Source organism: Acidobacteriota bacterium, assembly GCA_016195325.1.
GTDB lineage: Bacteria > Acidobacteriota > Polarisedimenticolia > JACPZX01 > JACPZX01 > JACPZX01.
Window position 1 is genome coordinate 20,528 of record JACPZX010000008.1, and the last position, 20,915, is coordinate 41,442.

21 protein-coding genes are annotated in these 20,915 nt (G+C 70.0%); 11 read left to right on the forward strand and 10 right to left on the reverse strand.

Going from position 1 to position 20,915, the window contains the following annotated elements:
• Positions 1–101 precede the first annotated feature (101 nt).
• Entirely contained in the window at positions 102–1,223 is a 1,122-nt protein-coding gene (locus tag HY049_01510; protein MBI3447587.1) for a DUF4388 domain-containing protein, read from the forward strand.
• A gap of 123 nt (positions 1,224–1,346) precedes the next feature.
• Positions 1,347–2,180, forward strand: coding sequence for a sulfur globule family protein (locus HY049_01515; GenBank protein ID MBI3447588.1), 834 nt, complete (start codon positions 1,347–1,349; stop codon positions 2,178–2,180).
• A 22-nt stretch (positions 2,181–2,202) separates the two neighbouring features.
• Here the strand turns inward: HY049_01515 and HY049_01520 are convergent, their stop codons facing one another.
• Together HY049_01520 and acpS are read right to left on the reverse strand one after the other, a co-directional pair.
• Positions 2,203–3,039, reverse strand: a complete 837-nt coding sequence (locus tag HY049_01520) for a cation transporter (GenBank protein MBI3447589.1) — start codon at positions 3,037–3,039, stop codon at positions 2,203–2,205.
• A gap of 85 nt (positions 3,040–3,124) precedes the next feature.
• Positions 3,125–3,514, reverse strand: coding sequence for a holo-ACP synthase (gene acpS / locus HY049_01525; GenBank protein MBI3447590.1), 390 nt, complete (start codon positions 3,512–3,514; stop codon positions 3,125–3,127).
• A gap of 65 nt (positions 3,515–3,579) precedes the next feature.
• Here acpS and HY049_01530 point away from each other — a divergent pair, with 65 nt between their 5' ends.
• Both HY049_01530 and HY049_01535 read left to right on the forward strand, forming a co-directional pair.
• Positions 3,580–4,449, forward strand: a complete 870-nt coding sequence (locus HY049_01530; GenBank protein ID MBI3447591.1) for an aminotransferase class IV — start codon at positions 3,580–3,582, stop codon at positions 4,447–4,449.
• Positions 4,450–4,642: 193 nt separating this feature from the next.
• The gene (locus tag HY049_01535) at positions 4,643–5,092 is read left to right on the forward strand and encodes an NYN domain-containing protein (protein ID MBI3447592.1); all 450 of its coding nucleotides are present in this window, start codon (positions 4,643–4,645) and stop codon (positions 5,090–5,092) included.
• Between the two features lie 11 nt (positions 5,093–5,103).
• Here the strand turns inward: HY049_01535 and HY049_01540 are convergent, their stop codons facing one another.
• The 8 genes from HY049_01540 to HY049_01575 form a co-directional block, all read right to left on the reverse strand.
• Positions 5,104–5,835, reverse strand: coding sequence for a hypothetical protein (locus HY049_01540; protein ID MBI3447593.1), 732 nt, complete (start codon positions 5,833–5,835; stop codon positions 5,104–5,106).
• A 3-nt stretch (positions 5,836–5,838) separates the two neighbouring features.
• Positions 5,839–7,140 carry a hypothetical protein gene (locus tag HY049_01545; GenBank protein ID MBI3447594.1) on the reverse strand — a complete coding sequence of 434 codons (1,302 nt, stop codon included), beginning with the start codon at positions 7,138–7,140 and terminating at the stop codon, positions 5,839–5,841.
• A gap of 88 nt (positions 7,141–7,228) precedes the next feature.
• Entirely contained in the window at positions 7,229–8,353 is a 1,125-nt protein-coding gene (gene tgt, locus HY049_01550; protein MBI3447595.1) for a tRNA guanosine(34) transglycosylase Tgt, read from the reverse strand.
• Positions 8,354–8,369: 16 nt separating this feature from the next.
• The gene (gene queA / locus HY049_01555) at positions 8,370–9,440 is read right to left on the reverse strand and encodes a tRNA preQ1(34) S-adenosylmethionine ribosyltransferase-isomerase QueA (GenBank protein ID MBI3447596.1); all 1,071 of its coding nucleotides are present in this window, start codon (positions 9,438–9,440) and stop codon (positions 8,370–8,372) included.
• Entirely contained in the window at positions 9,437–10,129 is a 693-nt protein-coding gene (gene queC / locus HY049_01560) for a 7-cyano-7-deazaguanine synthase QueC (protein ID MBI3447597.1), read from the reverse strand. Before queC ends, queA begins: the two co-directional genes overlap by 4 nt.
• Positions 10,113–10,760, reverse strand: a complete 648-nt coding sequence (locus tag HY049_01565; GenBank protein MBI3447598.1) for a radical SAM protein — start codon at positions 10,758–10,760, stop codon at positions 10,113–10,115. The genes queC and HY049_01565 overlap by 17 nt, the downstream gene beginning before the upstream one ends.
• On the reverse strand, positions 10,757–11,701 hold the full coding sequence (locus tag HY049_01570) for a deoxyribonuclease IV (GenBank protein ID MBI3447599.1): 945 nt from the start codon (positions 11,699–11,701) through the stop codon (positions 10,757–10,759). Before HY049_01570 ends, HY049_01565 begins: the two co-directional genes overlap by 4 nt.
• Positions 11,698–12,513, reverse strand: a complete 816-nt coding sequence (locus HY049_01575) for a TIGR02757 family protein (GenBank protein MBI3447600.1) — start codon at positions 12,511–12,513, stop codon at positions 11,698–11,700. The genes HY049_01570 and HY049_01575 overlap by 4 nt, the downstream gene beginning before the upstream one ends.
• Before the next feature lie 128 nt (positions 12,514–12,641).
• Between HY049_01575 and HY049_01580 the strand changes: the two genes are divergently transcribed.
• The 7 genes from HY049_01580 to HY049_01610 form a co-directional block, all read left to right on the forward strand.
• The gene (locus HY049_01580; GenBank protein MBI3447601.1) at positions 12,642–14,087 is read left to right on the forward strand and encodes an NAD(P)/FAD-dependent oxidoreductase; all 1,446 of its coding nucleotides are present in this window, start codon (positions 12,642–12,644) and stop codon (positions 14,085–14,087) included.
• Positions 14,088–14,125: 38 nt separating this feature from the next.
• The gene (locus tag HY049_01585; protein MBI3447602.1) at positions 14,126–14,860 is read left to right on the forward strand and encodes an OmpA family protein; all 735 of its coding nucleotides are present in this window, start codon (positions 14,126–14,128) and stop codon (positions 14,858–14,860) included.
• Between the two features lie 202 nt (positions 14,861–15,062).
• Positions 15,063–17,165 carry an elongation factor G gene (gene fusA / locus HY049_01590; GenBank protein MBI3447603.1) on the forward strand — a complete coding sequence of 701 codons (2,103 nt, stop codon included), beginning with the start codon at positions 15,063–15,065 and terminating at the stop codon, positions 17,163–17,165.
• Between the two features lie 4 nt (positions 17,166–17,169).
• Positions 17,170–18,468: an asparagine--tRNA ligase gene (gene asnS / locus HY049_01595; protein MBI3447604.1), complete on the forward strand. Its 1,299-nt coding sequence runs from the start codon at positions 17,170–17,172 to the stop codon at positions 18,466–18,468.
• On the forward strand, positions 18,465–19,847 hold the full coding sequence (rimO, locus tag HY049_01600; GenBank protein ID MBI3447605.1) for a 30S ribosomal protein S12 methylthiotransferase RimO: 1,383 nt from the start codon (positions 18,465–18,467) through the stop codon (positions 19,845–19,847). The genes asnS and rimO overlap by 4 nt, the downstream gene beginning before the upstream one ends.
• Positions 19,848–20,369 (forward strand): phosphatidylglycerophosphatase A, encoded by a 522-nt coding sequence (locus HY049_01605; GenBank protein ID MBI3447606.1) that lies wholly within the window; start codon positions 19,848–19,850, stop codon positions 20,367–20,369.
• A gap of 7 nt (positions 20,370–20,376) precedes the next feature.
• On the forward strand, positions 20,377–20,915 hold a 539-nt coding region (locus tag HY049_01610; protein MBI3447607.1), incomplete at its 3' end, for an FAD synthetase family protein.

Below are 20,915 nucleotides of genomic sequence, written 5' to 3' on the forward strand. Positions count from 1 at the left end.
AACGCCGGGCCGCCCCGCCGCCGATTGAAACGCGCGGCTACGGACCCATATTCGGTTCACGCGTTTCGCATAGCCACACGTCCCACGCGAGGGTCCGTCACGTGAGCCTCACAGGCACGCTCGACACGATGTCCCTGACGGACCTGCTCCAGTGGATCCAGCAGTCGCGAAAGACCGGCGCGCTGGTGATCCACGGGGAGCGATACTCCAAGAAGATCCTGATCCGCGACGGGACGATCGTCTCGTCGTCGAGCGACGACCCGACCGAGCACCTCGGCCACTTCCTCCTCAGGCAGGACCGGATCACCGAGCCGGATCTCAGGAAAGCGCTCGAGACGCAGCAGAAAACGGGAGTGATGCTCGGGAAGATCCTCGTGACGGTGGGCCTCATCGAGGAGCCCGAGCTTCGCCGGCTCCTCGTGCAGAAGGCCGAGGAGACGATCTTCGGCCTCTTCCTGTGGACCGAGGCGCGGTTCGAGTTCGTCGACGCGCCGCTGCCCAGGGAGATCCTCGTCCCGCTGAACCTCCGCATCGAGGATGTCCTCCTCAAGGGGCTCGCGTGGTTCGACGAGCTTCAGCACGTCCGGCGCGAATTCGCGTCCGCGCTCTCGGTGCTGGCGCGCACGTCGAAGGAGATGCCGAAGGAGTTCCACGGTGCGCGCTCCCTCGCGCGGCGCATCCTCGACATGGTGGACGGCCGCCGGTGCATCGCGGACATCTGCATGGAGGTGCACGCCTCCGAGTTCACGGTCAGCAAGCTCCTCTACCTGATGTTCAAGCAGGGTTTCGTGAGGGTCGAGAAGAACGTGACCGTGGCCGTGGACGCGCCGCGCAAGACGCTCTCGGGGTTCCTCGAGGAGGCCCGGCAGCACGCCCGCGCCGGCCGCGCGGAAGAGGCCCTCAAGGTCCTCGACGAGGCGGCCCCCCTCTCGCCGCACGACATGTCGCTCCGGTCCCTGCGCGAGGAGTGCCGGGCGGTCGTCGTGGCCCAGATGACGAAGGACGGCGTCGAGCCGACGCGCATCCCGGTCCTCGTGAAGCCCCTCGAAGCGCTCACCGGCGAGAAGCTCTCCCCCGAGGAGGTCTTCATCCTGAGCCGCGTCAACGGCTCGTGGGACGTCCGCTCGATCGTGAACCTCTGCCCCTTCCTCGAGGCCGAGGCGCTGGTGCACATCAAGAAGCTGCGCGAGCGGGGGATCCTGAGCCTCGAAGCGCGCGGCTGAGGGCACCGCGGATCTCCAAAAGGCTGGCACGGTGCGCGATCCCGGTGTACGATTCCGGCACCTTGAGTCGGCCTTCGACTCCACCCCCTGAGGTAACGACGGGCCGGCCGGCGGAGCCGCACGATGCCTCGGAGAATCCCTCCCGCACTCTTCATCTTGATGGCCGGGTTCGTGAGCCTCCCCTCCTTCGCCGCCGCCTCCCGCGTCACCCTCGACGATGTCGTCGCACTGCTCAAGGCCCATGTCGCGGACTCCCTCATCCTCAGGGAAATCGGCAGCGATGGCCCCGCGTTCGAGCTCGGAGTCCCCGCAATCCTGAAGCTGAAGGAGGCGGGGGCGAGCGACGCTCTCCTCGATCGGCTGACGGCCGATCGCGCTCCCGCCGCTCCGGCTCCGGTCCCGGCCCCGGCCGCTTCACCGGATGCCGATCGGGCGGCCGGCTACCGGATCTTCCGCGAAAAGGGCGCGGACGGGAACGAGGTCCTGCACGTCACGAACATCGATCCCCAGGGGCACCGGATGGGGGGAGAGAGCACGGAGTCGCCCGAGACGCCGAACCGGTACGAGGCGCCGGCGCCGCAACCCCCGCGGAGCGATCAAGAGTACGTCGTGATCGGCGAGACGCAGCCGGCCCAGCCGGTCGTGGTGAACGTCTACCCTCAGGACGCCTACGGCGAGGGACCGTACCCCGCCGGATACGGATCCCCTTACATGTACCGCGATCCCTACGCCTACGCTTACCCTCGCGGCATCCTCCCGGGCTACCGGCCATACTTCGGCGGTTACCGACCCCCGGGAACGTTCGCTCCGCCCGGCTCGGTGACGCACTTCCAGCGCTACCACGCAGACGGCTTCGCGGCCCCCTGCAACCGGCCGGGGGTGACGTTCCCGCAGATCGGCCCCGCGATCGGGTACGACATGTACTACCGCAACACGCAGGCCGCCTTCCGCCGCTAGGCCGGCCACCCCTCGTCCGGAGTCAGTGGACCTCGCCGATCTCCCGGTAGGCCTCGGACTCGATCTGGATCGTGGTGTGGTGGATCTCGTACCGCTCCTTGAGCAGCGACTTGATCGTGTTCAGGATTCGATCGCAGTGCAAGAGCGTCGTCTCCTCGACCACGACGTGCCCCGAGAGCGCGTGCATCCCCGACGTGATGCTCCAGATGTGCAGATCGTGGACCTGCCGGACTCCGGGGATCTCCTGGATGTCGGCGCTCACCGACTTCAGCTCGATCCCGGCCGGCCCCGCCTCGAGGAGCACGTCGACCGCCTCCCGCACGAGGCGGAACGCCCCGATGATGATCACGGCGCCGATGAACGCGCTGAGCCCCGCGTCGATCCGCTTCCAGCCGGTCGCCATGATGAGGGCGCCGCAGATCACGACGGCGAGCGACGAGAGGGTGTCCCCCACCACGTGCATGAGCGCGCCGCGGACGTTGAGCGAGCGCCGGCTCGCGCCGCGGAGCAGGTACAGCCCTCCGAGGTTTCCCGCGAGCCCGAGCAGCGCGACGCCCATGACCGTCGATCCCGCGACCTCCGGCGGATCGGAGAAGCGGCGGTACGCCTCCCACATGATCCCGAGGGAGATGAGGACCAGGAGGACGCCGTTCGCGAGGGCGGAGAGGATCTCCACGCGGTAGTAGCCGAACGTGGCCCGGTCGGTCGCGGGGCGCGCGGCGACCGTGACGGCGAACATCGCGAGCCCGAGCGCGAGGACGTCGGTGAAGACGTGGCCGGCGTCGGCGAGGAGCGCGAGGCTGTTGGACAGCATGCCGCCGACGATCTCGACGACCATGACCGCCGCCGCCAGCCCCATGGCCCAGCCGAGGCGTCTGCGATCGGCCCCGCGCGCGTCGTGCGCGTGCCCGTGATCTCCCGGGGCATGAGGGGTCACGGGCGCCTCATACGAGAACGACGACCGCGACGGCGTGGGTCGTCGAGTGCGACATCGACAGCTGCCAGCCGGCCACGCCAAGGGAGGTCGCGCGATCGAGAGCGCGACCCGTCAGCCGGATCGACGGGGGGCCGCCGCCGCGCGTCACCTCGATGTCGCGCCACAGCCAGCCGAGCCCCGGTGGCACGCGCAGCGCCTTGATGACGGATTCCTTGGCGGCGAAGCGCGCCGCGAAGTGGCTCGCCGGCCGGCGCCGGCTTCGGGCGTACCGGATCTCGTCGTCCGAGAAGACGCGCCGCACGAACCGATCGCCTCCCCGCTCGATCGCCCGTTCGACGCGATCGATCTCGATGATGTCAATCCCGATCCCGATGACGCCTCCGGCCTCCGCGCGCATGCCCGAGAATCTTAACACCACCGGGATACCTTGACTTGCCGGGAGGGCATTGATACGGTCGCACGATGGCCGAGTTGATCAACGTCAACGGGACGATATCCAGCGCCGAGAAGGCGACCGTTCCCGTCCTGGATCACGGGTTCCTGTACGGCGACAGCATCTACGAGACGATCCGCACCTACCGCGGCAGGCCCTACCTCCTCGGGAGGCACCTCGACAGGCTGGCGCGCTCGTGCGCCGCCATCCGCCTCGCCCCTCCGTCGCGCACCGACATCGAGCGGGAGGTGCGCCGGACGGTCGCCGAGGGGGGGAACGACGAGTCGTACATCCGCATCATGGTGACGCGCGGCGTCGGAGCGATCGGCTACGAGCGCGATCTCTGCCCCCGGCCCGGCCTCTTCGTGATCGTGATGCCGCTCCGGCGCATCCCGCCCCTCTCTTACGAGGAGGGGATCGCCGTGACGGTGGGCCAGAGGCGGCGCAACCCGCGCGAATCGCTCGACCCCGCCGTGAAGTCGTGCAATCTCCTCAACAACGTCCTCGCCCACATGGAGGCGGAGGATGCCGGCGCGAAGGAGACGATCCTCCTCAACACGCGGGGGTTCGTCGCCGAGGGGACCCACACGAACGTCTTCTTCGTGAAGGGGGGCGTCCTCAGGACTCCGGCTCTCGGCTGCGGGATCCTCTCCGGCATCACCCGCGAGGTCGTGATGGAGGCCGCGCGCGACGCCGGCATTCCCTGCGAGGAGGGGGAGTACGAGTCCCCCGAGCTCTTCGGCGCGGAAGAGGTCTTCGTGACCAGCACCCTCCAGGAGGTGATGCCCGTCGCGCGCCTCAACGGGCGGCCTGTCGGCGCCGGCGCTCCCGGGCCGGTCACGCGGCGACTCCACGGGCTGTTCCGAGAGAGGGTCGAGTCTCCCGACCGCGGGAGGTAGCCTGGACCGCTCACGCCAGGCCCTCAAGGCGGAGCTGGCGCGCCTCGCCGAGGAGAACGCGCGCCTGCGCGAGAGGAGCCGCGTCCTCGCAGCCCGAGTGGAGCAGCTCGAGAGCGGCTCCGCGCGCCCCGCGCTCCCCGCCCGCCCCTCGGGCGACCCGCCGCGCGTCGGCCTCTTCGTGGACGTGCAGAACATGTACTACGCCGCGCGCCAGTTGAACTCCCGGCTGGACTTCGGCGCGCTCCTCGAGACGGTATGCCGCGATCGCCTCATGCTCCGGGCCATCGCCTACGTCGTCCAGAATCGCGACATCGATCAGACCGCCTTCCTCGCGATGCTGCAGCAGAGGAGCTACGAGGTGCGCCGCAAGGATCTCAGGGTGCGCGCGGACGGGTCGTCGAAGGGGGACTGGGACCTGGGGATGGCCCTCGACGTCCTGAGCCTCGCGGGGAGCCTCGACGTGGTCGTGCTCGCGACGGGCGACGGAGACTTCGTCCCGCTCGTCCACGAGGTCAGGTCGCGCGGGTCGCGCGTGGAGGTCTACTCCTTCGCCCGCTCCACGGCCCGGGAGCTCGTCGAGGCCGCCGACCGGCACGTCGAGATCGAGGGCGAGCTCCTCATCCATCCGGGCCCGGCGAGCTGACGCTCGCGCTTTCAGGCGCCGGGACCCTCGAACCTCGGCGGCCCGTCGCCATCCACCACCAGGCGCCTGTGGCCGAGCCGCCACGCGGGAAGGACATAGACGGCGCGCGGCGCGCCCCCCGCGTCACCGAGGTCGATCCTCCGCTCCTCGTGGAAGTGGCCCAGGACCAGCGCCTCGCTCCCCTCTCTGAAGAACCGGCCGGCGTAGGCGCGGCAATGCTCCTCCGGGAATCGGACCCTGTTCTTCAGGTTGGTGCCGGCCAGCTTCCTCTCGAGAGACTCTCCGAGAGCCATCCCCCAGGAGCCGGGGAGCATCGAGAAGACCCCGTACACCGGCGTCGACTTCGAGAAGGACTTCCACGCGCGGTACTGCCGATCCTGGACGTTGATCGCGTCGCCGTGCGCCGCGGCGATCTTCCGCCCGGCATGCTCCACCACGAGCGCGTCCTCCGCCACGTCGTCGAACGGCCTGCCGAGATGGTTCCGTCGCAGATGGAAGTCCCTGTTCCCCTCCACGTAGAGCAGGCGCACGCCGCGCCCCCGCAGATCCTCGAGCGCGCCGAGGACGCGGTCGTGGTGCGGCAGGGCGAAGCGCGGCGTGCCGAACCAGAGGTTGAAGAGGTCGCCCAGGATGCACAGCGTCGAGGCGCGGCGCGCCTCGCCCGAGAGGAACGAGACGAAGGCGTCCACCTCCGGGTCGTCCCTCGTGAGGTGCGCGTCGGCGACGAAGAGAAGCGGCCCCATCCCTCAGCGGAAGATCATCTCGACGAGCCCGTTCTCGAAGCAGAAGTTGCGGACCAGGTGGCCGCGCTTGACGTAGTCCATGAGGAGGTAGAAGAAGTCCTTCTCGGCCGCGACGCGCTCGGGTGACGGCGGCAGGAGAGGCGGCGGCGTGGTCGAGTGGAGGCCCATCTGCTCGAGGGCCGTGATCGGATCGACGGGCGGCGGCACGTAGTTCGGATCCGGCGGCGGCTCCGGCGCCAGCTTCGCCTTCCGGGCCTTGAGCGCGGCGATGCGGGCCTTCGCCTTCACCGGGTCTGCGGCCTCGGCCTGGCGATCCTTCTCCCAGGCGGCGCGCGCGTCATCCTGCGCCTTCGAGTCCCGCTCGCGCGCGGCGCGCAGCGGCTCGGCGGCCTTCAGGATCTTCTGAACCAGGGCGTCGTCGTCGAGCGTCGATCCCTTGGGCACGAGGGCCGAGGCGGTGGGCGACCCTGCGTCCACGAACTTGCGGACGATGGAGGCGAGGTACGTGAGCTCGGTGCGCATCTCGTCCTCCTTCGCCTGCCGCCACGTCGATTCGGCGTCGGCGTACTTTCCGGCGAGCAGATAGGAGAGCCCGAGCTGATGGCGATCGCGGTCCCGGGTGGGATCGAGCTTCAGGAGCCCGGCGTACGCCTCCGCGGCGCCGTCGTAGTTCTTCTCGTGGAACCGGGAGCTCGCGAGGCTCTCGAGCGCGATGCGCAGGGCGACGCGATCGACGACCGCCGCGCCGTCGGCGGCCTGGACCGAGCGGCCGTAGTAGTCGGCGGCCTGGGCGTCCTTTCCGAGAAACGTGTAGAGCCGCCCGGCCCGGAAGAGCGCCCCCTGCCCGGCCGGGGCCGGCGCCTTCGGCTTCTCGAGGAGCGCCACTCCCTTCTTCGCGGCGTCGGTCCCCTTCACGGGATCGGTGAGATCGTTGATGTAGATCGCGGAGAGGTAGTAGTAGCTGTCCACGGGGGCGCTCCCGGAGGCGATCTCCTTCTCGAGCACGGGCACGGCGCGCTTCTTCAGCTCGAGCTCCTTCTCCTTGCTCCCCATCGACTGCGCGTAGCAGCTCCCCGCCTCGTAGAGGATCGCGCCGGTCTCCTGGCCGGCCGCCAGGAGGGCGTCGAACTTCTTCAGAGCCTCGCTGTAGGCGCCGCTCGCGTACAGCGTCTCCGCCTCGAGGGTGAGGGCGCTCGCGTCGGCCTTGCCGGCGGCCGGGGGTTCCGGCGCGGCCGTGGCGGCTCCCGTCGCCAGGACGAGCAGAATGGACAGGGGCGTGAGCGCGAACAGCGGTCGATGTCTCATGGGCGGCCGTCTCCAACGGGTTCTTCGATCGGGAGGCGCATCATACCACCCGGCGGCGCGTCGCCGGGCCGCCTCCCCGACCTTTCGATCACGCGTCCGGATCCGCCGCGACGCTCTTGAGCCCCGGGAGGACGGAGGCCGCCCAGGCCGCGAAACGCCCCTCCACGATCGCCTGGCGCGCGCGCCGCATCAGCTCCTGGTAGAAGTGGACGTTGTGAATCGTGTTGAGGCGCATCGAGAGGATCTCCTTCGACTGGAAGAGGTGCCTCAGGTACGCCCTCGAGAAATTCCGGCACGCGTCGCAGCCGCACCGATCGTCGAGCGGCCGCGGATCCTCCGCGAACTCGCGCCGCTTGATGCTGACCGGCCCCGACCACGTGAAGAGGGTGCCGTTCCTCGCGTTGCGGGTCGGCATGACGCAGTCGAACATGTCGATGCCCGCCGCGATCCCCGCCAGCAGATCGCGCGGGGTCCCCACGCCCATCAGGTAGCGGGCCCTCGCCGCGGGAAGCCGGGGGGCGGTGAAGGCGACGATGCGGTCGATCTCCTCGCGCGGCTCGCCCACGCTGACCCCTCCGACGGCGAAGCCGTCGAAGGGAAGGGCCGCCGTCTCGCCCGCGGACATCTCCCTCAGATCCTCGTGGGTCCCTCCCTGGACGATGCCGAAGAGAGCCCGGGCCCCCGACCGGTGATCGAGGCAGCGCCGCGCCCACCGCAGCGTCCGCTCGACGGCCGAGGCGATCTCCTCCTTCGAGGACGGCAAGGCCGGGCAGACGTCGAGCGCCATCATCACGTCCGGGCCGAGGGCCTCCTGGATCCCGACGCTCAGCTCGGGGGTCAGGCGGTGCGTCGATCCGTCGAGGTGCGAGCGGAAGACGACCCCCTCCTCGCTCACGTCGCGGAACGAGGCGAGGCTGAAAATCTGGAACCCCCCGCTGTCGGTGAGGATCGCCCCGTCCCAGGAGGCGAAGCGGTGCAGGCCGCCGAGCGCGCGGACCGTCTCGTGGCCCGGGCGCAGGTAGAGATGGTACGTGTTCCCCAGGATCATCCGCGCGCCGCAGGCCTCGAGCTCCCGGGGGGTGAGCGCCTTCACGGCGCCGTACGTCCCGACCGGCATGAAGGCCGGCGTGTTCACGTCGCCGTGGGGGGTCCTCAACAGGCCCGCCCGCGCGAGCCCCCCGGGCTCCACGGCGTGCAGCTCGTACTCGATCACGTGGCGCTCCGTCCCATCAGAGGATCAGCATCGCGTCGCCGTACGAGTAGAACCGATACTCGCGGGCGACCGCCTCGGCGTAGGCCGCAAGGATACTCTCCCGCCCCGCGAAGGCCGCGACGAGGAGGAGGAGCGACGACTCCGGAAGATGGAAGTTCGTGATCAGCGCGTCGACGGCGCGGAAGGCGTGCCCGGGGCGGATGACGAGGTCGCACGCCCCGCTTCCCGGCGCGAGCCCCGCGGTCCCCGTCGCGCGGTGCTCGAGGGTCCGGGCGACCGTGGTGCCGACCGCGACGACGCGCCCTCCGCGCGCCCGCGTCTCGCGGAACGCCTCCGCCAGGCTCTCGCCGATCTCGAACGGCTCGGCGGCGACGCGATGGTCCTCGATCTCCTCCGCTCGAATCGGCTGAAAGGTCCCCCACCCGACGTGGAGCGTCAGGCTGGAGACGGCGACCCCCGAAGAGCGCAGCGCGTCGAGCAGCGCGGGGGTGAAGTGGAGCCCGGCCGTCGGCGCGGCGACCGCACCCGGCGCCGCCGCGAAGACCGTCTGGTATCTCTCGCGATCGCGCGCGAGCCTCGGGTCGGCGTCCGTCCGGCGGATGTAGGGGGGCGTCGGCGGGAGGCCGCACCCCTCGAGCGCGCGATCGACCCCCGCGCCGGCGCGGAGCGCGACGCGCGCGATCGCGCTCCCCTCCTCGCGCCCGGTCACGGTGACGACAAGTCCGCCCGGGTACTCGTGCCGCGACGCGGGCTCGCTCCGGCCGAATCCCCGGACGAGCGCCCGCCATTCCTGCGCGACGTCGGGGTCCCCTTCCGCTGCCGGGGCGTCGATCCGCTCGAGGAGGAGGACCTCGACCGAGCCGCCCGTGGGCTTCCTCGCGAGGAGGCGGGCGGGCCGGACCCGCGTGTCGTTGACGACGAGAAGATCTCCCCTCGCAAGGTACCCGGGGAGCTCTCGGAAGACGCGGTGCTCGAGGCGACCGCTCCTCCGGTCGAGGACCATGAGGCGCGAGAGGTCGCGCTCGCGGGCGGGCTCCTGCGCGATGAGCCGTTCGGGGAGATCGAATCGGAACTCGCGGAGCTTCATGCGTACGGGATCGGGTCGCGCGCCAAGGCCCCCGCGAACCCCCGGAGCCTGAGGGCGCACGAGTCGCACGCGCCGCACGCGCGCTCCTCGGATCCGTAGCACGACCAAGTCAGCTCGAAGGGGGCCCCGAGCTCGAGCCCGAGGCGCACGATCCCGGCCTTCGACATCCCGATCAGCGGCGTGACGACGCGGAGCGGGCTCCCGGGCCGCGTGCCGACCTCGATGAGCCGGTTGAACGCGTCGTAGTACACGCGGCGGCAGTCGGGATACCCCGACGAGTCCTCCTCCACCGCGCCGATGTAGATCGCGGTGGCGCCGATCACCTCGGCCCACGACACCGCCGCCGCCAGGAAGTGCGTGTTCCGGAAGGGGACGTAGGAGACCGGGATGTCGGCGCGGGTCAGATCCGCCGCCGGGATCGCGATCGACGGGTCGGTGAGGCACGACCCGCCGATGGCGTGCAGCAGATCGAGCCTCGCGGCAAGGCGGCGCCGGACCCGGTAGTGATCCGCGATCGCCTCGAACGATCGGCGCTCGCGCCCTTCCGTGCGCTGCCCGTACGACACGTGGAGGAAGGCCGGCTCGTGCTCGCGGGCCGCGATCGCCGCCGCGACGCACGAGTCCATGCCGCCGCTGACGAGGACGATGGCGATCGGGCGCTCCCCGCCGCCGTCAGACGCCCCGGGCATCGCTCCCCCAGATGTACTTGTGGATCTGGAGCTGGAGCCGGACCTGGAGATGGTCCTCGATCATCCAGCGCGCGAGATCCTTCGGATCGAGGGTGCCGTGGGCGGGGGACAGGAGGATGGGGGCCCCCGCGGGGATCCTCCCCTCGCGGATCACGCCTCGTGCGAACTCGTAATCGCGCCGGTCGACGAGGACGAACTTCACCTGATCGCCGCTGCGGACGCGCGCCACCGTCTCCCAGTCCGTCGACCCGGCCATCCCGCTGCCGGGGGTCTTGATGTCGAGGATGACGCGGGCGCGGGGGTCGACGTCGCGCGTGGAGAGGCTCCCGCCGGTCTCGATCTGGACCTCGTTCCCATCGTCGAGGAGGCGCCGGATGAGCGCGTGCACGCCGCTCTGCGCGAGAGGCTCGCCGCCCGTCACGGTCACGAAGCGGACGCCCCGGCGGGCGACCTCCTCGGCGACGTCTTCGACCGCCCGTTCTTCCCCTCCGTGGAAGGCGTAGGCGGTGTCGCAGTAGACGCAGCGGAGGTTGCACCCGGTCAGCCGCACGAAGGTGCACGGCCGCCCCGCCTCGGTGGTCTCTCCCTGCAGGCTCGTGAAGATCTCGTGGATCAGGAGCCGCGCGCTCATCGGCGCGGCTTCTTCTTCACCGCCGCCTTCTTCGGCGGCGCCTTCGTCTGGGCCGCGACGGCGATCCTCGTGGCCGGCTCGACGGGCTTCGGGCTCCCGATCTGGGCGCGCAGGAGCGTCAGGTTGGCCACGTCCTCGGCGAGATCGTCCCCCTTCGGCGTCTCGAGGACCATCGGGGCCCCGTCGAACCTCGGGTCGTTGAGGAGGCACCAGAAGGCGGTGACGCCCAGCGCCCCCTGGCCGATGTGCTCGTGCCGATCGAGCCGGCACCCCAGGCCCTTCTTCGAATCGTTGAGATGGAAGGCCCGGATCCACTGCACGCCGATCAGCCGATTGAACTCCTCCATCACGGCGTGATACCCCCGCTCGGTGCTGATGTCGTAGCCCGCCGCGAAGACGTGGCACGTGTCGAGGCAGACGCCGAGCCGCTGCGGCGGCTCGACGCGATCGAGGATCGCGCGCAGGTGCTCGAACCGGCTCCCGACGGCCGAGCCCATGCCGGCCGTCGTCTCGAGGAGCACCCGCACACGCGAGGCGGGGCGCGCCGCGAAGAGCCCCGAGAGCGCCCGGGCGATGCGGTCGATACCGGCCTCCTCCCCCGCCCCCATGTGCGCCCCCGGGTGCGCGATGAGGTACGGGAGGCCGAGGAGATCGCAGCGATCGATCTCCTCGCCGAACGCCGCCGCGGATCGCGCGTGGAGCGCCGGGTCGGGGGAGGCGAGGTTGATCAGGTACGAGTCGTGCGCGAAGGCGGGAGCGACCCCGAGCTCGAGCTGCTTCTCCCGGAAGATCGCCGCCTCCGGCTCCTCGAGGGGCTTCACCTTCCACTGGTTGCTCGAGCGGGTGAAGATCTGGAGGGCATCGCACTTCGCCGCCGCCGCGCGCTCGACCGCGAGGTGAAGCCCCCCCGCGATCGACATGTGAGCCCCGAGAAGCTTCACAACGCTCCCACGCTTCCCGCCGTCCGCAGGCCGAGGTTGAACAGAGCGAAATCGTAGCGGACCGGATCGTCCGGGTCGAGAGCCCGCAGCCCCTCCGTCACCTCGATCGCCATCCGCCAGTCGGCGCTCCTGCGGGCGCTGAGGCGGAGCTCGCGGCAGATCCTCGCCGTGTGGGTGTCGAGCGGCATGACCAGCTTCGAGGGGGGGACGCCGCTCCAGAGACCGAGGTCGACGTGGTCGCGGCGGACCATCCACCTCAGGAACATGTTCATCCGCTTGCACGCCGAGCCGTCCCCGGGCGACGAGAAGAAGAATCGCACGCCGGCCCTCGATCCGCTCCGCCTTCGGCCGGAGGTCTCCTCGCGATGGATCGCGAGCGCCCGCGCGCTGAATGCGGCGATCGCGTGCCCGACGTCGGGCTGCGCCGCGTCGAACCCCTGGAGGAACGCGGCCTCGAGGGATCCGTGGCGCTCGAGAAGGCGCTTCAGGATCACGAGCATGTCGGCCACGTCGCGCCCCGTGTTGAACCGGTGCGTGAACCCCCTGAAGGCGTTCGCCGTCGAGTCGGCGCGGAGCGCGAGGACCGCCGCGGCGGGGTGCGGGCCGAGCCGATCGAGGACCGTCGCGACGCTCTTCCGGATGTGGGCGACGCGGCCGTACGCGAGAGCGGCGGCGATGAAACCGGCAATCTCCCTGTCGGCGGCCCCGTCGTACGCGCGCGGGTACCGGATGGGATCGATCTCCAGCCGATCGGCGCCGCACGCGTCGTAAAGCCCGTCCAGTCTGGCTTTGAGCGCTCCACGCGGGGGCATGGAGGCGAACGTACCAGAGGGCTCCGGGGCCGTCAACGCGGCCCGCCGCGTTGACGGGGCGGAGGGCGGGATGTATACATCTCCCCCTTCCTCGAGCCTTCCCGATCTCAAACCACGACAGGGTGACCTTGAACGATTTCGACGTAGCCATCATCGGCGGCGGCCCCGCCGGACTGACCGCCGCCTTCGAGGCGGTAAAGGCCGGCCTCCGCCCCCTCGTCCTCGAGCGCAGCTCGTACATGGGGGGGATCGCGCGGACCGTGAACTACAAGGGGTACCGGTTCGACATCGGGGGCCACCGCTTCTTCACGAAGGTGAAGCGCGTCGACGACCTCTGGACGGAGATCCTCGGCGACCGCTTCCTCAGGCGGCCGAGGATGTCGCGGATCTACTACAACGAGAAGTTCTTCGCCTACCCGCTCAAGCCCCTCGACGCCTTCATGAAGCTCGGGCCCTTCGAGTCCCTCGCCTGCGTCGGCAGCCTCGCCCTGAGCAAGCTCCGCCCCAAGCCCGACGAGAGCCATTTCGACGCATGGGTCATCAACCGCTTCGGGCAGCGCCTCTTCGACACCTTCTTCCGCTCGTACACCGAGAAGGTGTGGGGGGTCCCCTGCGGCGAGATCAAGGCGGAGTGGGCGGCGCAGAGGATCAAGTCGCTCTCCCTGACCGGGGCGATCATGAACGCCTTCTTCAAGTCGGGGGATCACACGTCGCTGATCGAGGAGTTCAAGTACCCCGAGCTGGGACCCGGGCAGATGTGGGAGGCGTGCCGCGATCTGGTCATCGAGCGCGGCGGCGTCGTGATGAGCGGGATGGACGTGCGGCGCGTCACCCACGCCGGCGGCCGCGTCGAGACGGTCGTCGCCGCCGATTCCGAAGGGAAGGAGCAGGCCTTCCGCGCGAAGCACTTCGTCTCGTCGATGGCCCTCCGGGATCTCTTCGGCTGCCTCGCGCCGGCCGCGCCCCGCGGCGTCGCGGACGCCGCATCGCGCCTCCGGTACCGCGACTTCATCCTCGTCGCCCTCGTCATCGACAAGGCCGAGACCTTCCCGGACAACTGGATCTACATCCACTCGCCGAAGGTCAACGTCGGCCGCATCCAGAATTTCAAGAACTGGAGCCCCTCGCTGGTCCCCGACAGGACGAAGACGTGCCTCGGCCTCGAGTACTTCTGCTTCGAGAACGACGCGCTCTGGCGCACGCCCGACCGCGAGCTCATCGAGGCCGCCGGCCGGGAGCTGAAGGTGGTGGGGCTCCTCGCGAAGGGAGACGCCGTTCTCGACGGATGCGTCGTCCGCATGGAGAAGACCTACCCGATGTACGTCGGCGACACCTTCCGCGACGACCTCCACGCGATGAAGGGGTACCTCACCGGCCTGACGAACCTCCACTGCTGCGGCCGCAACGGTCAGCACCGGTACAACAACCAGGATCACTCGATGTACACCGCCTGCCTCGCCGTGGAGAACATGCTCGGCGCCCGCCACGACGTCTGGAACGTGAACGTCGAGCGCGTCTATCATGAGGAGGTGCAGCCCCTCGAGGACGAAAGCGGAAAGGAGATAGAAGCCTGACGCGTCCTTGGCCCGCCGCGGCCCTCCTGTCCGTCGCCGTGAGCCTCGCGGCCTCCGGCGCCGCCGAGAAACCCCGCATCGTCCCGATGCCCGCCCCCCCGCAGGGTCCGAAGATCCGCCGGGTCTCCCATGACGCCGTGAAGCCGGTCCTGCCCGGCGCCTCCGTCGTCGTCACCGTCAGCGCGGAGCCGGGAATGAACGCCACCGTCGCGATCGGCGCCCTCGTCACCGCGATCGCGTGCTCACCCCGGAGCGACGATCCTTCGACTTACCTCTGCCCCGCAACCGTCCCCTCCGGAGGAGACGGGCCGCAGCGCGTGCGGGCCACCGTGACGAACGCCCGCGGGGAATCGTCGGCGCTCTCCGCCAATCTCCCCCTCGTGGTGGAGCCCTTCGATCCGTGGAAGGAGCCGAACGCCCTCAATGTCCGCCTCGCCCCCGCGTATTTCGCGAGCGGCTCGGCCGATCTCGATCCCGCCGCGCGGGCCGCGCTCTCGAAGGACGCGGACGCCCTGAAAGCGCATGCCGCCCTCGCGATCGCCGTCGAAGGGCACGCCGACCCGGACGAGGGAGGGGATCTCGACGTTCTCTCGAGACGTCGCGCCGAAGCGGCGCGCGACCTCCTCGCCTCGCTCGGCGTCCCCGCCGCGCGCATGGCGGTGCGGCCCCTGGGTGCGACTCAGCCTCTGAGCGCCGCGTCCGTGGCCGAGACGCGGCCGCTGAACCGCCGCGTGATGGTCGTCTTCGAGCCCGCCCCCGCGAAGACCCCCTGATCCGCCGCGCGCTGAAGCCGCGTCGGCGCGTGCTATACTCCGCGTCCATCTTCAAGGTTCTATGAGACTTCCATCGTGTGGGCGCGCCGCCTCAGACCGCGGGGCGCTCATGCTGACGCCGTGCGCCCGCCGAGGTCCAGGGTCCATGTCCGCGACGGGAATGGGAACGGCCCGCCGGACCCCCACCGGACAAGGAGGCTGAATGAAAGTCTATGAGACTTCGGAGATCCGCAACGTCGCTGTCGTCGGGCACGGTGCATCCGGGAAGACCTCCCTCGTCTCGGCCCTTCTCTTCTCGTCAGGGGCCGTGAACCGGTTCGGCAAGGTGGACCAGGGGACGACGATCACCGACTACGACGAGGAGGCGATCGAGCGGAAGAAGACGGTCACGGCGTCGGTCTGCCACCTCGAGTGGAACAAGAACAAGCTCAATCTCATCGACACCCCCGGATACGGCGCGTTCATGCACGAGGCGCGCTCTTCCCTGCGCGTCGTCGAGGGGGCCCTCGTCGTGATCGACTCGAGCCACGGCGCCGAGGTGAACACCGAGAAGGTGTGGGGATACGCCGAGGAGTTCGGGGTGGCCCGCATCCTCGTCGTCAGCCGGATGGATCGCGAGCGGGCCTCCTTCACCCGCGCCCTCGAGTCGGTGAAGAAGTCGCTCTCGCGCTCCTGCGTCGCCGTCCAGATCCCGATCGGCGAGGAGAAGGAGTTCAAGGGGGTCGTGGACCTGGTCCACATGAAGGCGTATTTCTTCCAGGCGGACGAGAGCGGGAAGTTCACCGAGGGGCCGATCCCCGCGAACCTCGCCGACGCGGCGAAGTCGGCGCGCGAGAGCCTGATGGAGGCGGTGGCCGAGGGTGACGACACGCTGATGGAGCACTACTTCGAGAAGGGGGAGCTCCCCGAGGGAGAGCTCGAGTCGGGCCTCAAGAAGGGGGTCGCCGACGGGCGCCTCTTCCCCGTCCTCGCCGCCTCGGGGGTCCACAACATCGGCGCCCAGCCGATCCTCGACGCGATTTTCTCGTGGATCCCCTCCCCGGCCGCGACGGCCGAGGTGAAGGGGACGAACCCCGCAGACCATTCCGAGATCTCCCGCCAGCCCGCATCGTCGGGATCGCCGTCGGCCTTCGTCTTCAAGACGCTCATCGACCCGTTCGCCGGAAAGATCTCGTACTTCCGCGTCTATTCGGGGACGATCAAGGGCGAGTCCCACCTCCTGAACGTGGCGCGCGGCGAGATGGAGAAGCTCACCACGGTCGATACGGCGCAGGGGAAGACCCTCGCCCCCATCCCGGAGATCCGCGCCGGCGACATCGGCGCTGTGACGAAGCTCAAGGTCACGGCGACCGGCGACACGCTCGCCGACAAGGCGCACCCGATCCGCTACGAGCCGGTCCATTTCCCCGAGCCCGCGATCTCGTGGGCCATCGAGCCGAAGACGCGCGCCGACGAGGACAAGATCTCGGCGGCGCTCCACAAGCTCCTCGACGCGGACCCGATGCTCCGGACGAGCCGCGACGCGCAGACCCACGAGATGCTGATCTCGGGGGCCGGCCAGGAGCACGTCGAGGTGATGCTCTCGAGGCTGAGGAGGCAGGGGGTCGAGGCGAAGCTGAAGATCCCGAAGATCCCCTACCGCGAGACGATCACGCGCTCCGTGAAGTACGTCGAGTACACGCACAAGAAGCAGACCGGCGGCGCCGGACAGTTCGCGAAGGTGGCGATCGACGTCGAGCCACTTCCCCGCGGCGGCGGGTACGAGTTCGTCGACCGGATCGTCGGCGGCGTCATCGATCAGTCCTTCCGGCCGAGCGTGGACAAGGGGGTCCAGTCGAAGATGGTCGGCGGGGTCGTCGCCGGGTACCCGGTCGTGGACGTCCGGGTCAGCCTCGTCGACGGGAAGACGCACCCGGTGGACAGCAAGGACATCGCCTTCCAGGTCGCCGGGCGCGAGGCCTTCAAGAAGGCCGTGCACGACGCGAGGCCCACGCTCCTCGAGCCGACCATGAGCGTCGAGATCAGCGTTCCCGAGGAGACGATGGGCGACATCGTCGGCGATCTGAACTCGCGGCGCGGCCGCGTCATCGGCATGGACCAGAAGGGGCACACGCAGGTCATCCGCGCCACCTGCCCGCTCGCCGAAATGCTGAGCTACTCGGCCACGCTCAACTCGATCACGTCGGGGCGCGGCTCGTTCCACATGGAGATCGCCTCGTACGACGAGGTCCCGGCCCACCTCCAGGAAAAAATCATCGCCGAGGCGAAGGCGGCCCGCGGCGTCGAGAAGGAAGAAGAGGCCTGAGACCTTGCTCCAGACGCACACGCTGATAAAGGATCTCGACAAGCACGAGGGGAAGGACGTCGTCCTCCGCGGCTGGGTCTACCACAAGCGCGACATCGGGAAGATCCGGTTCCTGGTCATCCGGGACGGCACGGGATACGCGCAGGGGGTGGTCGTCAAGAAGGAGGTCGATGAGGCGGTCTTCGATCTCGCCGACCAGCTCACGCAGGAATCCTCGTTCGAGATGCGCGGGACCGTGCGCCGCGAGGCGCGCGCCCCGGGCGGCTTCGAGATCGGCGTGAAGCAGCTCGTCCCCTTCCACATCGCGCCGGAGTACCCGATCTCGCCGAAGGAGCACGGCGTCGAGTTCCTCATGGACAACCGCCACCTGTGGCTCAGGTCCTCGCTCCAGCACGCCGTCCTGAGGATCAGGAGCGAGGTCGCGCACGCGTGCCGCGAGTTCTTCGACTCGCGCGGCTACGTGCTGATCGACTCGCCCATCCTCACCCCCGCGGCGTGCGAGGGGACCTCCACCCTCTTCGAGACCGACTACTTCGGGGAGAAGGCGTACCTGTCGCAGTCCGGGCAGCTCTACCTCGAGCCGGCGTGCATGGCCTTCGGCCGCGTCTACTGCTTCGGCCCGACCTTTCGCGCGGAGAAATCGAAGACGCGCCGGCACCTCACCGAGTTCTGGATGATCGAGCCCGAGCTCGCCTTCGCCGATCTCGACGACGTGATGCAGCTCGCCGAGGACTTCATCATGTACCTCGTCGAGCGCGTCCTGTCGCGGCGCCGCGAGGAGCTCAAGACGCTGGAGCGGGACGTGTCGAAACTGGAGGCGGTGACGAGGCCCTTCCCCCGGATGACCTACGACGACGCGGCGGCGAAGCTGAAGGAGGCGGGCGCGGAGTTCGAGTTCGGGAGCGACTTCGGCGCCCCGGACGAGACGATCCTCTCGAACCTTCACCCGAGCCCGCTCATGGTCACGCGCTACCCGGCGAGCGTGAAGGCCTTCTACATGCAGCCCGACCCCGAGCGCCCGGACCGGGCGCTGTGCGTCGACGTGCTCGCCCCCGAGGGGTACGGCGAGATCATCGGCGGGAGCCAGCGCATCCACGATCACGACCTGCTGCTGTCGCGCATCCGGGAGCACGGCCTTCCCGAATCCGCGTTCAAGTGGTACCTCGACATCCGCAAGTACGGGACGGTCCCGCACGGCGGGTTCGGCATGGGTATCGAGCGCGCCGTGACCTGGCTCTGCGGCATCCACCACCTGCGCGAGGCGATCCCCTACCCGCGCACCCTGGGACGGCTCTACCCGTGACGACCGTCGGCCTCGTGAGCCTCGGGTGCGCCAAGAACCAGGTCGACTCCGAGGTGATGCTGGGGATCCTCAGGCGCCGCGGGTTCGAGATCACGCACCATCCTTCGCGCGCGGACGTCCTCGTGGTGAACACCTGCGGCTTCCTCGAGGCGTCGAAGGAGGAGAGCTACGCCACGATCCGCGAGATGGGGGAGCTCAAGCGCAAGGGGCGGCTCCGGAGGCTCGTCGTCGCGGGCTGCCTCGTCCAGAGGAGCGCCGACGCGATGCGGGCCGATCTGCCGGAGGTCGATCGCTTCATCGCGCTCAACGACGTCGAGCGGATCGCCGAGGCGTGCGATCCGGACGCCGGGGCGTTCCAGATGGACGCGGGCGAGGCGACGTGGCTTCCGACCGTCGATTCCCCGCGCCTCCTCACGTCGCCGGGGCCGAGCGCCTACGTGAAGATCTCCGAGGGGTGCGACAACCCGTGCGCCTTCTGCGTCATCCCGCAGATCCGGGGGCGCTTCCGCTCCCGGCCCGCCGCCTCGCTCGTCGCCGAGGCGCGCGCGCTGTCCGAGGCGGGAGTTCGCGAGCTCAACCTCATCGCGCAGGACAGCACGTCGTACGGCGACGACCTCGGCGAGGCCGGCTCGCTCCCCGCGCTGCTGCGCGCCCTCGGCGCCGTCGACGGCATCCGTTGGGTGCGGCTCCTCTACGCCTACCCGAACAAGATGACGACCGAGCTGATGGACACCCTCGGCTCGGCCTGCGGCGTCCTCCCCTACCTCGACGTCCCTCTCCAGCACGCGTCGAAGGCGGCCCTCGCGCGCATGAGGCGCGGAGGGAGCCGGGCGTCGTTCACGCGGATGATCGAAGAGCTCCGGCGCCGCGTCCCGGCCCTCTCGCTGCGGACGACCTTCATCGTCGGGTTTCCCGGCGAGACGGAGGACGAGTTCGAGGAGCTCCGCTCCTTCGTCGAGGAGATCGAGTTCGACCACATCGGCGTCTTCACCTACTCGCACGAGCCGGGAGCCCCGTCCTTCACGATGGCCGACGACGTCCCGGCCTCGCTCAAGAGCGATCGCCGGCAGGTCCTCCTCGACCTCCAGGAGGGGATCGCGGAGAAGCTCTACCGCGCGCGCATCGGATCCACCGTCGAGGTCCTCGTGGAGGGGCCGGGGCCCGAACCCGGGACGCGGACGGGGCGGGCCGCCTTCCAGGCGCCGGAAGTGGACGGCGACGTCGTCGTCCACGGCGCGGGATCGCGCGAGGGGTTCGTGACGGTGAGGATCGACGACGCCGCGGCGTACCGGCTCGTCGGGATCACGAGCGGGGGGGCCGCGAGCGGCGCCGTCCCGGCCGCCCCTCCCTCCCGGCGAACGCTCCGAGTGGTGTCGTAGTTGAACGGCTCGCGGCCGCCCTCCTCCGCCGCTTCGCTCGCCGGCACGATATTCGCGACATGGTTCGGCACGGGCTTCGCCCCCGTCGCCTCGGGCACCGTCGCTACCGCCGCCGCCATTCCGCTCCAGCTCGCCGTTGCGCTTCTGCCCCCTCCGGGGATGCGCGTCTGGGCTGAAGCCGCGGCCATCGCCGTCACGTCGATTTTCGGCGCGATCGCCGCGGGGGCGCTCGAGAAGCGCCTCGGCCGCGAGGACCCGTCGGAGGCGGTCATCGACGAGGTGGCCGGGTATCTCGTCACGATGTTTCTCGTCCCGGTCGGCGTCGTCACGGTGATCGCCGGGTTCCTGCTATTCCGGATCTTCGACATCGTGAAGCCATGGCCCGCGGGGCCGGCCGAGCGCCTCGGCGGAGGGATCGGGATCATGGCCGACGATCTCGTCTGCGGCGTCTACGCGTGCCTGATCCTGCACGGCGGAGTGTGGCTCTTCGGCGCGTTCGCCCCGTTCGGGTCCGCGGGATGACCGCGCGATGAAGGTCTTCCGGAGCCTCTCGGCCGCCGGCTCGCTGCCCGCGCCCCACGTCGGCATCGGCAACTTCGATGGCGTCCACCTCGGCCACCAGCGGATCCTCGAGGCGGCGATCCGCGGGGCGCGCGGCGCAGGGGGCACCGCCGTCGCGATGACCTTCGACCCCCATCCGCTGTCGATCCTGAGCCCCACCGGGCGCCCGCCACTCATCACCCCCTTCGAGGAGAAGGTCCGGGTGCTCGAGGCGCGCGGCCTCGACGTCCTGCTGGTCGTCCCGTTCACGCGCGAGCTCGCGGCGATCTCCGCGGAGGCGTTCGTCTCGGACGTCCTCTCCCGCCAAGTCGGAGCGAAGCGCGTCTACGTCGGCGCCAACTTCCACTTCGGCCGCGGCGGCCAGGGGGACTTCGAGCTTCTGCGCCGCGAGGGAGGGCGGCTCGGCATCGACGTCGAGAAGGTGGAGGTGGTCCTCCTCGACAGCCGCCCGGTCTCCTCCACGCGCATCCGCGACAACATCGCGCGCGGCGCCGTCGATCGCGCCGC

Excerpts from the sequence above, each read along its gene's own strand:
- queA (MBI3447596.1), bottom strand. The coding sequence starts at position 9,440 with ATGAAGCTCCGCGAGTTCCGATTCGATCTCCCCGAACGGCTCATCGCG.
- queC (MBI3447597.1), bottom strand. The coding sequence starts at position 10,129 with ATGCCCGGGGCGTCTGACGGCGGCGGGGAGCGCCCGATCGCCATCGTC.
- HY049_01575 (MBI3447600.1), bottom strand. The coding sequence starts at position 12,513 with ATGCCCCCGCGTGGAGCGCTCAAAGCCAGACTGGACGGGCTTTACGAC.
- HY049_01545 (MBI3447594.1), bottom strand. The coding sequence starts at position 7,140 with ATGAGACATCGACCGCTGTTCGCGCTCACGCCCCTGTCCATTCTGCTC.
- acpS (MBI3447590.1), bottom strand. The coding sequence starts at position 3,514 with ATGCGCGCGGAGGCCGGAGGCGTCATCGGGATCGGGATTGACATCATC.
- HY049_01565 (MBI3447598.1), bottom strand. The coding sequence starts at position 10,760 with ATGAGCGCGCGGCTCCTGATCCACGAGATCTTCACGAGCCTGCAGGGA.
- HY049_01520 (MBI3447589.1), bottom strand. The coding sequence starts at position 3,039 with ATGGGGCTGGCGGCGGCGGTCATGGTCGTCGAGATCGTCGGCGGCATG.
- HY049_01530 (MBI3447591.1), top strand. The coding sequence starts at position 3,580 with ATGGCCGAGTTGATCAACGTCAACGGGACGATATCCAGCGCCGAGAAG.
- HY049_01515 (MBI3447588.1), top strand. The coding sequence starts at position 1,347 with ATGCCTCGGAGAATCCCTCCCGCACTCTTCATCTTGATGGCCGGGTTC.
- HY049_01540 (MBI3447593.1), bottom strand. The coding sequence starts at position 5,835 with ATGGGGCCGCTTCTCTTCGTCGCCGACGCGCACCTCACGAGGGACGAC.
- fusA (MBI3447603.1), top strand. The coding sequence starts at position 15,063 with ATGAAAGTCTATGAGACTTCGGAGATCCGCAACGTCGCTGTCGTCGGG.
- HY049_01535 (MBI3447592.1), top strand. The coding sequence starts at position 4,643 with ATGTACTACGCCGCGCGCCAGTTGAACTCCCGGCTGGACTTCGGCGCG.